The 10518-nt window shown below is 40.0% G+C and carries 9 protein-coding genes and 1 pseudogene; 2 read left to right on the top strand and 8 right to left on the bottom strand.

The features are described from left to right. Positions 1 to 117: 117 nt before the first annotated feature. The 4 genes from I6F53_RS19395 to I6F53_RS19380 form a co-directional block, all read right to left on the bottom strand. Positions 118 to 1164, bottom strand: a complete 1047-nt coding sequence (locus I6F53_RS19395) for an NAD(P)-dependent alcohol dehydrogenase (RefSeq protein ID WP_197240839.1) — start codon at positions 1162 to 1164, stop codon at positions 118 to 120. A 139-nt stretch (positions 1165 to 1303) separates the two neighbouring features. Next, positions 1304 to 2017 carry a DUF1499 domain-containing protein gene (locus tag I6F53_RS19390; RefSeq protein ID WP_197240838.1) on the bottom strand — a complete coding sequence of 238 codons (714 nt, stop codon included), beginning with the start codon at positions 2015 to 2017 and terminating at the stop codon, positions 1304 to 1306. Between the two features lie 108 nt (positions 2018 to 2125). Then, positions 2126 to 3466, bottom strand: a complete 1341-nt coding sequence (locus tag I6F53_RS19385; RefSeq protein ID WP_197240837.1) for a DUF1501 domain-containing protein — start codon at positions 3464 to 3466, stop codon at positions 2126 to 2128. A 9-nt stretch (positions 3467 to 3475) separates the two neighbouring features. Beyond that, positions 3476 to 5383 carry a DUF1800 domain-containing protein gene (locus I6F53_RS19380; RefSeq protein WP_197240836.1) on the bottom strand — a complete coding sequence of 636 codons (1908 nt, stop codon included), beginning with the start codon at positions 5381 to 5383 and terminating at the stop codon, positions 3476 to 3478. A gap of 170 nt (positions 5384 to 5553) precedes the next feature. On the opposite strand from I6F53_RS19380, the gene I6F53_RS19375 reads away from it, so the two are divergent. Further along, positions 5554 to 5769, top strand: coding sequence for a hypothetical protein (locus I6F53_RS19375; protein WP_197240835.1), 216 nt, complete (start codon positions 5554 to 5556; stop codon positions 5767 to 5769). 112 nt (positions 5770 to 5881) lie between these two features. On the opposite strand, the pseudogene I6F53_RS19370 reads toward I6F53_RS19375, so the two are convergent. The 4 genes and pseudogenes from I6F53_RS19370 to I6F53_RS19355 all read right to left on the bottom strand — a co-directional run bounded on the left by I6F53_RS19370 (position 5882) and on the right by I6F53_RS19355 (position 9793). Beyond that, positions 5882 to 6338: pseudogene (locus I6F53_RS19370) on the bottom strand (nuclear transport factor 2 family protein). A 91-nt stretch (positions 6339 to 6429) separates the two neighbouring features. Further along, complete coding sequence (gene hrpB, locus I6F53_RS19365; protein ID WP_197240834.1) at positions 6430 to 8856, bottom strand: ATP-dependent helicase HrpB; 2427 nt, start codon at positions 8854 to 8856, stop codon at positions 6430 to 6432. 83 nt (positions 8857 to 8939) lie between these two features. After that, positions 8940 to 9353 carry a group II truncated hemoglobin gene (locus I6F53_RS19360; protein WP_197240833.1) on the bottom strand — a complete coding sequence of 138 codons (414 nt, stop codon included), beginning with the start codon at positions 9351 to 9353 and terminating at the stop codon, positions 8940 to 8942. Between the two features lie 44 nt (positions 9354 to 9397). After that, positions 9398 to 9793, bottom strand: a complete 396-nt coding sequence (locus I6F53_RS19355; RefSeq protein WP_197240832.1) for a hypothetical protein — start codon at positions 9791 to 9793, stop codon at positions 9398 to 9400. 415 nt (positions 9794 to 10208) lie between these two features. On the opposite strand from I6F53_RS19355, the gene I6F53_RS19350 reads away from it, so the two are divergent. Beyond that, positions 10209 to 10406, top strand: coding sequence for a CsbD family protein (locus tag I6F53_RS19350; protein ID WP_197240831.1), 198 nt, complete (start codon positions 10209 to 10211; stop codon positions 10404 to 10406). The last annotated feature ends 112 nt before the right edge of the window (positions 10407 to 10518 follow it).

Here is a 10518-nt window from a genome sequence, read left to right as displayed (position 1 = left end):
CAAAAGATGATAAGGGTATTGTGAAGCAACCAAAAGATCGGTCAACCGATCAAAAATACCTTAACTGATCGGTGTTAGCTAAATAGCCGCTCTATTATTTTTAATTTACCTAGTAAATTAAGCGCTTAACGACGCCATATCGATAACAAAACGATATCGTACGTCAGATTTTTCCATACGCTGGTATGCAGTGTTAATTTCGTCAATGTTGATCATTTCGCACTCTGGTAGCACGTTATTTTCACCACAAAAGTCGAGCATTTGCTGCGTTTCTGCAATACCACCAATAAGTGAGCCTGCAATACGACGGCGACCCATTAACAGCGGCACCGTGTTTAGCTCTTCTACAGGGCCAACCTGTCCAACGATGATTAGTGCGCCGTCTATGTCTAATAAAGGAGTGTAGATTGAAAGGTCATGTTTAACAGGCACTGTATCGATAATTACATCAAAAGCCGACTGCGACTTTTTCATTTCATCATCGTTTGTTGAAACTAAGTAATGCTGGGCACCCAATTTAACGGCGTCTTCTTTTTTAGACTCACTACGCCCAACAACAGTAACAATTGCACCCATCGCTACGGCATTTTTAACCGCCATGTGTCCTAAGCCACCGAGGCCAACAACTGCAACACGGCTGCCTTTTTTAACGCCCCATTTATGAAGTGGAGAATACGTAGTAATACCTGCACATAATAGAGGTGCAACGCGTGAAAGCTCTAAATTCTCTGGAATTGAAAGTACGAACTCTTCTCGTACAACCACACTTTTAGAATAACCGCCTTGGGTCATTTCGCCGGTTTCTCTATCTTTACCTGCATAAGTGCCAACCATACCCTCTCGGCAAAATTGCTCTTCGTTGTTGTCGCACTGATCGCAACTTTTGCATGAATCAACCATGCAGCCCACGCCAACAGTATCACCTTGCTTATATTTTCTAACGTCGCTGCCTACCGAAACAACTTTACCAATAATTTCGTGCCCGGGTACTAATGGGTAGTCACTGCCACCCCAATCATTTCGTACGGCGTGTAAATCTGAATGGCACACACCACAGTATAAAATTTCAATTTCTACATCGTTATTTCGTAAATCGCGGCGCTCAAAAGAAAATTCTGTCAGCTCAGAACCTTGGCTTTTTGCTGCATATCCTACTGTTTTCATAATAACTCCATAGTTTGTAAAAATTTAAGTCAAGTTCACATTAACGTACAAGCCGTGAATACAAACTGACGCTAAAAACAAAAAAGCCCAACAATGTTGGGCTTTAATACGCTAGTAACCTAATACAGGTTAAGTCGTTTTATTTTTCAAGTAAGGTATTTAATTCATTAATAATTGAATGAATGCGCTCGGCATTTTTACCTAAATCACTGCGCCCTACTCGTGATTTACTACGAATATCAACAAAACGTTGGCTGCCTTCATCTTTAATACGAATGACCACATCGTCTTTAAAACCAAACCATGTTGTTGTATCAGTCGCCTCAACAATACCCGTAGCCGTATTTGCACTTACTACAGCAAAACCAAGATTTTTAACTGCTTGCTCGCTTGCTGTCATTAAATCGGCTTTAGATTGTGCAAAGCTTAACGTTGTCAGCTCAGGGTATGCTTTGCGTTGCTGTGCTGCAATTTCTTCACCCGCGTATTCTACTGGGTTAGATGCATTTGCACGTAGTGGCGCAATTGCTACAAACTTTGGAGGGTTAACTAAATCGGTTGAAATGTCATGAATTACCGGTACGTCTTTAGCTTTGTTCATCATGTTAAGTGGCATAGCAATAGCCACAACCGAAAACACAAGTGCAATAACACCACTGCTTAGCGTTAATGTTTTACGCATAAATAACGCTTGTACTATAAGCAATACCAAAGCAGCGCCACCAGCGTAAACACCAAATTTAAAACCCGCAAATGCAGTGCTAAGTTCTACAATACCAAATTTATACAAAGGCCCTGGCAGTAGTACGAGTAAAAAAGCAATTAAACTAACTAAGCTCACTAAAATTTTCATTTTATGATTCCTATATTGTGTGTGATTTTTATTATTAAAACAGATAAGCACTATTAACGAGTAGCTTATACTGCTAACAAGTGCTTTTAGATTACTATTAGCGACTAATTACACAAAAAAGTCCAATGTTGTGTGATCAAAGTTGCTTAAATTAGGAAATATATCAACAAGCTCTGAGCTTGGCACACCAAACCACTGGGCTAATGTGGCAAAGTATTGCTCATTTGCAACACTAGGTATTAAACGTCCGCCACCGGTATCTTGTGGGCCGTCTAAATGTTGGGTTAGTAGCTCACCATATATATTTCCACCTTTTACAGCGCCGCCCATTACTATTTGATTTCCTGCCCAACCATGGTCAGTGCCATCGCCATTTGAGGTAAGCGTACGACCAAAGTCAGACATAGTAAACGCAGTCACTTTATCAGCCATATCAAGCTCTTTCATTGCGCTATCAAATTCACTTAACCCTTGAGCTAACGTATTTAATAAAGCAGGGTGCGTTGTTAATTGGTTGTCGTGCGTATCAAACCCACCCATAGAAACAAAAAACACTTGGCGCTGAGTACTCAATTTTGCCTGTACGCTAATTGTTTTAGCAACCGCCGCAAATTGCTCACTGAGGCTATTATCGCTAAATGGAGTAATAAGTGTGGGTGCACTTTCTAACGCGCTGTTCATTGCTTGTGTGTTATTTATCGCACTTGTTAAACCATTCGCGTAAGCAGTACTTAGCGGATGGCTCGTATTGCCTAGTAAGCGGTTCATAATAGAAGTTACATGTTCACTACGAGGTTGATACCCGCCAAATGCGTTAATGTTACTTATGCCGCTTTTGTTAAGTGAAAATGCATTAGTAGCACTTCCCGTTTGCCATAAATTAGTACCGTCGAGTGATATATTAGCCGCAAACTCATCCTGTAATTCTAAGCGTTCTAAAAGCCGTGCACCCCAGCCACTGTTAAGCGATTGTTTTTCTCGGCCATACATCCAAGCAGCTTGTTGATCGTTATGTGAAAATAAATGCTTAGGCAAACCTATTGTTTTATTTTTATAGTCACTTAATGATGTAGGAGCAAGTAAAGTACCGACTCCACCTATAAATGCTAAATTTTGAGACTCAAACACACTTTGAATAGGTGCAAGAGATGGGTGAATACCTACTCCACCAGCAAACTGGTTTTTAATACTCAGCGCAATAGGATTTTCTATCGCTAGATTTTGCCTGCTTTGCTCGTAAACACTGCGCTGCTCGCCTTCAAGTGGCACCAGCATATTTAACGAGTCGTTGCCGCCGTATAAATACACACACACCAATGCTTTGTAATCACCTAGCTCAATGGCATTAGTTGCTCCCGTTAACGCCTGCAGCTGTAAACTTGTTAATGCTGCTGCCGATACGCTACCTTTTACACATAACGACAAAAACTCTCTTCTATTAATGCTCATTATGCGCTCCTAATACTGCACGTTAAATTCTGGCGAAATAGCAATCATATATAACAAATACGAAACCCGCTCACGGTATTGGTCTTCATTAAAATAGGCATCTAAATCAAGTAATGCTTGGCGCGTGTTGCTACTCATTGCGCCTGCAAAATATAACGTGTTGTATTGGGCTAATAACGCACTCACACCGTTTTTCTCTAAAATATTCATGTCGTCTTGAACATAAACATAAATACCATTTGAATTTAAATCATTGCGCGCTTCTGCTGTACTCCATACTAAACTTGCGTAAAGCGTGTTCATGGTGCCAATCAGTGTTGCATCGTTTGCTATTTGTAATTCTGGCGCAACAATACCTTCACTTCGCAAAGCGGCAGTTTGATAATCAGGCCTAAAAAAGTTAAATACCGAAGCCGACTGCATGGGTCCTTGCCCGTAGCTATTTATTAAATTCCATGTTTTATAATAACCCGCTGGCGATTTAGCATCGAGATTTCGCCAAAACTGTACGGTTTTTAAAATAGGTTCTTTAATTTTACCTTGATAATTTAGCACTGAGCCAAAATGCCGCGCTTCATCATCTAAATAAATAGCCTTTACTACCGCCGCTAAATCGCCGCGCACACCAGCACCATTATCAATAAATACACTAGCTACTCGCTCAACATATTGCGGTGTTGGGTTTGAGGTAATTAATCGCTGAATAAGCTGCTTGCTAATAAACGGCGCAACATTTTGATGGTTAAATAGATTATCGAGGGCGATTTTTAACGATTCCTCAGCGCCGTAACCTTCAGGAATTACTTCATCATTTAAAAGTACTTTTTGTTTACCAGAGTGGTACTCGTCAAACGCTTGCATAGGATTAATATAATCGCGACTTTTACGCTTAAATGTTTCACTATCGGCAAACGTCCAACCTGTAAATACGCGTGCAAAACCCTCTATTTCTGACTGTCCATAAGTGGCAATGGTATTACCTTGGGCATCAAGCTTGGCGCTGCCATCTAGGTTTAGCTCTTCAAGGCCAATAGTAAATAATTGCATTACTTCACGTGAGTAGTTTTCATCGGGGCGAATATTGAGTGCATCATCGGCTTTCTCATTCCCTAAGTGACTTAAATAAGTTCCCATAATAGGCGAAAGCGTCACATCTTCGAGTAAGTCACGATAGTTACCAAAAGCATGCTTTAGTAATAAATCGTAATAAGTAACCATGCCCTCAGGTTGCCCTCTTAACGCGCTGTTTTCATCCGACACCACTAATATTTCACTTAACGCAAAGGCAACACGCTGACGAAGTTGATCATCGCTTTGCATTACTGCTTTCCACCATGCGTCAATGCGGCTTATGTATTTAAAGTCGTCATCGTCATTTAGCTTTACTAAATAATTACGGTGATAATTAATAGGTAGCGCTATTTGCTTATCAAGCCATTGCTGCTCGCTTAATCCTTGTGCGTTCTGTATTTCACTAAGCTTAGGTCCCATTGTTGCTTGATGCAAAAGCCTTGCTGCGCTAACCTCATCCATATTATTACGCGCTGTAAAACTCAGTGTTTTTGCATTACTTGCGCCTTCGTTATCAGTTGCTGTCACCGTAAACGTGTAAGTAACAGGTTTGTAACTTTGCGCCTCGGGAACGGTTAACGTCGTACTTATTGACTCTAAAGGCTCACTAAGCACTGTTATGCCAGCAGTTTGTTGCCATACAACAGATTCAATTGTGCCGTCTTTATCGCTGGCTGTTGCTATTAGTTCAACTGTTTGGCCTTTACTTAGGTCGCTGGGTATATCAGCTACTGATAAAATGGGGATTTTATTTCCGTTAACGGTTGGCGTATCATCTGAGCCTGAACCACCACAAGCGCTTAGTATAAAAACCGAGCTTGCGATCAGAGCAAATTTATAATGCATGTAAAGTCGTCATCATTTGTTAATTAAGGTACGTTAGTGTGTACCGAGTTTGATGCATTTATTGAAACACAAAATTTACAATTTAACTCTTTATTTTTTGTAACCGAATCATGAACGCCCCATTAATAATACACTAGCAGTAGGGGTAAACAGCCAGAGCTTTATTATTTATGAAAACAGAAATTCGCTATCGTTTTGAATCTTCACAAGTTGCTAACCGGTTTTTACACGAGCTCAAAGACTGGCCAGTAAACGATGTAAAAACACGACTTTTTAATGGCGGCGACAGTGTAAAAGTAACATACGAATACGACGAAAGTGGTTTTGATTACACCTCAGCCGAGCTCGACGATCTAGCAGAAAAGCATGGCGGAAAAGAAGTTTAAATCCAATAATAACAAGGTATGGAGCCATTTTTCTTGGCGAACGCACTAAACATCAATATTGATAATGCGATCAGTAAATGTTTCATAAATATATCTTTATTGGCTTTATTAGTTATTCGTGGTACTTGCGGATCATCGCCACTTTGCCGTTTTCAATTTCGATTACTTCCATCATTACTGATGTATATTCTATTGGTTGCTGATTTTGCGGATGAATACCTTTCACATCGTTTTTATAACGAATAGCAAAGCCTGTATCGTTAAACACAAATGTATTAAGCAGTGTGCTTTCAAACAATGTGTGCGCACTTAAGTAAAAGCTTGTGCATTTGTTTTTTACCATCAGGAGTACGGGAGTCATCGGGTTGATACGGAATATGCTGATTACCAATATCATCGGTTAACAATGCAAGGTAAGCCTCAAGCTCTTTAGTACCTGCGTTAGGTGCTTGTGTGGCGGTCATTGTTTTATAGTACTGCTGCGCAAACGCATTTAAATCGAGTGGCTCTTGGGCATGAACCGAAAAGGTAGCAACTACTACCAAACCTAACGTTAAAAGTAACCTCATTGACTATTCCCTGTAGCTAAAAATATTTTATAGGTACATTACCTTAGTAAGTTCAATAATCAAACAAAATCAGTTTTAAGTGAATTAACACCTACATTTTGCTTTTTACTCTATTAGTTGCAACGCTATTGGCAGGGTCGTCTGGCCAAAAATGCTTAGGGTAGCGGCCTTTCATTTCCTTTTGCACATCGCGGTAACTGCTAGCCCAAAAGTGTGCTAAATCTTGAGTAAGTTGCAATGAGCGTTTACCTGGCGATAGCAGCTCCATAAGCAGTGGCAGTTTACCGTTGGCAAGCATAGGCGTACTGGTCAAGCCGTAAACTTCTTGCATGCGCACGCTTAGCTTTGCGGGACCATCAAGCTGGTATTCTATTTTTATATTTGAGCCACTTGGCACCGTTAATCGCAGTGGTAACAGTGCTTTTAAAGCGGTTTGTTGTTGCCAATCAAAACAGTTTTGTAATGCTTCAAAGTAGTTAAACTTTTTAAGCTGCGTGAGCGTTTTAATATCTTCTAAAAACACACCTAGCCACTGCGTTGCATTTTGAATGAGTTGTTGCTCATTTATTTTTGGGAATTTATCAGGCATTAAATTACTTGCTAAGCTCATACGTATCAGCAATTGCTGCGCATCAGGTTGCACGTTAAATAATGCAAAACCGTGTTTAGCAAATAAGTTAAGCCACGCTTTAGCACGCTCGCTCTTATCTAGTTTTTGTTTACTAGGCTGGCTGGTGAGTGTTATAGCCCCGAGTTTTACTTCATCTTGATGAATAAAACGTGCTGATTTTTCATCCAACTCACAACGAGTAAGTTCACTAAATAAATGCGGTAAAAATTCTTGTAACTCAAATGGGTTAAGCGCTGTGGCTGCAAATATACGCCCTCCTTTATGCCCGCCCATGGTTGATATAGCTAAGTAATCGTCGTTGTGCCAGTAATCGGCATTTAACTCAGCACCTGCACCATTGGCAAGTAAATAACCATTACCACGTTTTTTAGCGATGCGATCGGGATATGCCAATGCCACTAGCAAACTTATATAATGCGTATTTAATTCGCTGTTTTCGTCTTTTACTTTTAAGCGGCTTTGCCAATACTTTAACTGTTGTTTAAATACCGGATGCGGACGTTGCTGTTGGCTATGCAGCGCTAAACTCAACTCGTTTGCACTGTTTACTCGGCTCTCAAGTAATGCCACTAAGTAAATAGCGAGCCTAAAAATACCAGGGAGTTGGTCATCAAGTATTTGTGCTTTTAATAGCATATGTGCCAAACGAATATCAGCACCAAATCCTAATATTTTACTGCCAAGCGGTGTAAGTTTACCTTTTTTATCAATAGCTTCTAGCATGTTAAGCAGGTTACTTGCTTGCTCGCCTTGTTGCTCAGTGGGTTTATCGAGTAAGGTTAGCTCATCAATACTGGCTCCCCACTGCTTTGCCTCAAGCATAAGTTGGCTTATGTCTGATGTGAGTATTTCGGGATTGTCGTGACTATTACGTCGCTCAAAGGTTTGCTTTGAGCCAATTCGATAAACAATGCCCGGCTCTATTCGTCCTGCACGCCCTGCACGCTGCACAGCAGACGAGCGCGATATACTTTGTGTTGTGAGCTCAGTAACACCTGTTTTTAAATTAAAGGTCGCTGCACGGCGCTTGCCGCTGTCAATTACAATGCGTATGCCTTCAATAGTTAAACTGGTTTCGGCTACATTGGTGGTAAGCACTACTTTGCGCATGCCGTTTGGTGCAGGAGCAATAGCAGCTTGCTGATTAGCTTTATCTTGCTCGCCAAATAGCGTTGCGACTATGCAGTTACTGGGTAAATCGTTCAGTGCTTGTTGCACACGTAGTATCTCAAATTGCCCAGGTAAAAACACCAATGCGCTGCCTGTTTGCTCATTAAGTGCTTGTTTTATTATGGTAGGAATTGCATCAAGCCAACGGCTTTCATCTTTTATGGGTATGTATATTTCGTCTATTGGGTAGCTGCGACCGCTTGATTGAATTACAGGGCAATCAAAAAACGCAGTGTAACGCTCAGTATCTAGCGTTGCCGACATAAGCATAATGGTTAAATCTTCACGCAGTGCACTTTGGGTCTCGAGCGCAAAGGCAAGTGAGGTATCGGCTGCAATTGAACGCTCATGAAATTCATCAAATATAAGTAAATCTATATCGCTTAATTCGGGGTCGTTTTGCAGCATACGCGTTAGCATGCCTTCGGTGACTATTTCGAGGCGCGTATTAGCACTTACTTTACTCTCGCCCCTAATCCGCAAGCCCACACTTTGCCCAACACTCTCGTTTTGGCACTTTGCTAAATAACTGGCAATATTACGTGCAGCTATTCGGCGAGGCTCTAGCATTACAATACGTTTAAAATGCCCGTCGCGCATAAGCTGTAACGGCAACCACGTAGATTTACCCGCACCAGGCGGCGCTTGTAATAACGTAATAGGATTACTTTGTAATGTAGTAACGAGTTGTTGATATATGTCTTGAACAGGCAGCACAGCTATTTACCCTAAATTGCTTTGCAGGCATTGTAACAAAAAACCAAAGCCTAGCTGCGGTTGATGTTTATTAATAATTGCTATTAACTACCCGATACTAATCTAATTCGCTCTGCAGGCACTCGTAATTGCTGCATTAAGTAAATTTTAAATGGTGCTTCGTAAGGTTGCTCATCAACCCCTTTTTGCATGCACAAAAGCCATGCATCACTTTGCTCAATTCCTACATGTAAATGTTTATGCGCTTGAGGTATGTTAATACTACCAAAATGTTCAGCGTATAATTTAGGACCACCTAACCAGCCCGACAAAAAATAAGTGAGCTTTTTACGCGATGCCGATAAGTCTTTTGAATGCATACTCCTTATATTTTCAGCCTCTTTTAAAGCGTCCATATTATCGTAAAACGCATTCACCAATTGTGTAATACCTGCTAACTCACCTGCCATTTTGTACGAGCAGTCATCCACTCCGTATTCACACGTTTTTGTATTCATAACTCACTTAAATTAATTTGCTTAATATTTATGTAACAATGCTCTTAAGGATGAATAACTGTTTTGGTAACATCGCCAACTGTATTTCGACTATGAAAATCAAGTAAATCTTCAAACTTAAAGTCACTGATTGTTAACGAATTATCAGCTTGCCACATCAAGTTATAATCTGTGTTTTCTGGGTGCCCATCTAAACGAATCAAAATATCTTGATTATCAATATCTTTAATCTCTCGCACTACAATTTGTGTTTCCCAATTTGTAGTAGCCCCACAATTTTTTATAAATACGATTGCCTGCTTTTGTTTGTCCGGTGAAATAGACGATTCGTACTCAGTAAGTGCGCAATCAGCCATAGAAGATAAAATAAAAACTGGTACAGCAATAGTAGCTGTTATCCAAAAAATGATGGCGCCACTGTGATATAAAAACTTTCCCATAACTAACCTCCTTGCTACTGTTTGGTATAAAGTGCGTTTAATAATCAATTATTGCAACTATCTATTTCCAGCTTACCAACTTCTTTTAAATCCAGTGAAGTTATTTCTAGTTGACTCAAAACTACGTATGCATTCGCTAAAAATACTACTTAATTCTATTTATACGTTTCATCCTTAATATTATCAATAACTCAACTACTAGTTATCAAATAACACATCTAAAATAGGTAAGCAATAATTACAGGCCGCTATGTATATTTTTAGCAGCCGCTCAATACTATAAGCTGGATAAATTAACTTAATAAATATAACCACATGAAATTTAATGAGTTAGTGAATTCTATATATTTTGGTATATGCCTTGCAAACTTATAATTGAACGTTAATTTCACTAACCTAAAGTAAGGATAAACTTATGAACAGCGATCGTATGAAAGGTAATTGGAAAGAACTTAAAGGTAAGGCTCAACAAAAATGGGGCGATCTTACCAACGACGATTTAGATAAAATTGAAGGTAGCCGTACAGAGCTAGTTGGTAAAATTCAGCAGCAATACGGTAAATCTAAAGAAGAAGCAGAGCGTGAAGTTGATGAGTTTGAAAAAGGTCGTTAAACCGCGTTAACCGCTTTTAAAAAAACCGCCATTTGGCTAACACCATTCAGTTAAGCATGTTTTGACTTAATGGTGTACCGAGTTTTTGAAATTCGAACGGTCCTACTTTTGG

It is taken from the genome of Pseudoalteromonas sp. SWN29, from assembly GCF_015864465.1.
Lineage (GTDB): Bacteria > Pseudomonadota > Gammaproteobacteria > Enterobacterales > Alteromonadaceae > Pseudoalteromonas.
Note: the sequence above shows the minus strand (reverse complement) of the source record. Positions and strands in the feature narration are given on the sequence as shown.

What these genes read in the sequence shown, in the direction of transcription:
- I6F53_RS19395 (WP_197240839.1), bottom strand. Translation starts at nt 1,164, where the DNA reads ATGAAAACAGTAGGATATGCAGCAAAAAGCCAAGGTTCTGAGCTGACA.
- I6F53_RS19390 (WP_197240838.1), bottom strand. Translation starts at nt 2,017, where the DNA reads ATGAAAATTTTAGTGAGCTTAGTTAGTTTAATTGCTTTTTTACTCGTA.
- I6F53_RS19385 (WP_197240837.1), bottom strand. Translation starts at nt 3,466, where the DNA reads ATGAGCATTAATAGAAGAGAGTTTTTGTCGTTATGTGTAAAAGGTAGC.
- I6F53_RS19380 (WP_197240836.1), bottom strand. Translation starts at nt 5,383, where the DNA reads ATGCATTATAAATTTGCTCTGATCGCAAGCTCGGTTTTTATACTAAGC.
- I6F53_RS19375 (WP_197240835.1), top strand. Translation starts at nt 5,554, where the DNA reads ATGAAAACAGAAATTCGCTATCGTTTTGAATCTTCACAAGTTGCTAAC.
- I6F53_RS19360 (WP_197240833.1), bottom strand. Translation starts at nt 9,353, where the DNA reads ATGAATACAAAAACGTGTGAATACGGAGTGGATGACTGCTCGTACAAA.
- I6F53_RS19355 (WP_197240832.1), bottom strand. Translation starts at nt 9,793, where the DNA reads ATGGGAAAGTTTTTATATCACAGTGGCGCCATCATTTTTTGGATAACA.
- I6F53_RS19350 (WP_197240831.1), top strand. Translation starts at nt 10,209, where the DNA reads ATGAACAGCGATCGTATGAAAGGTAATTGGAAAGAACTTAAAGGTAAG.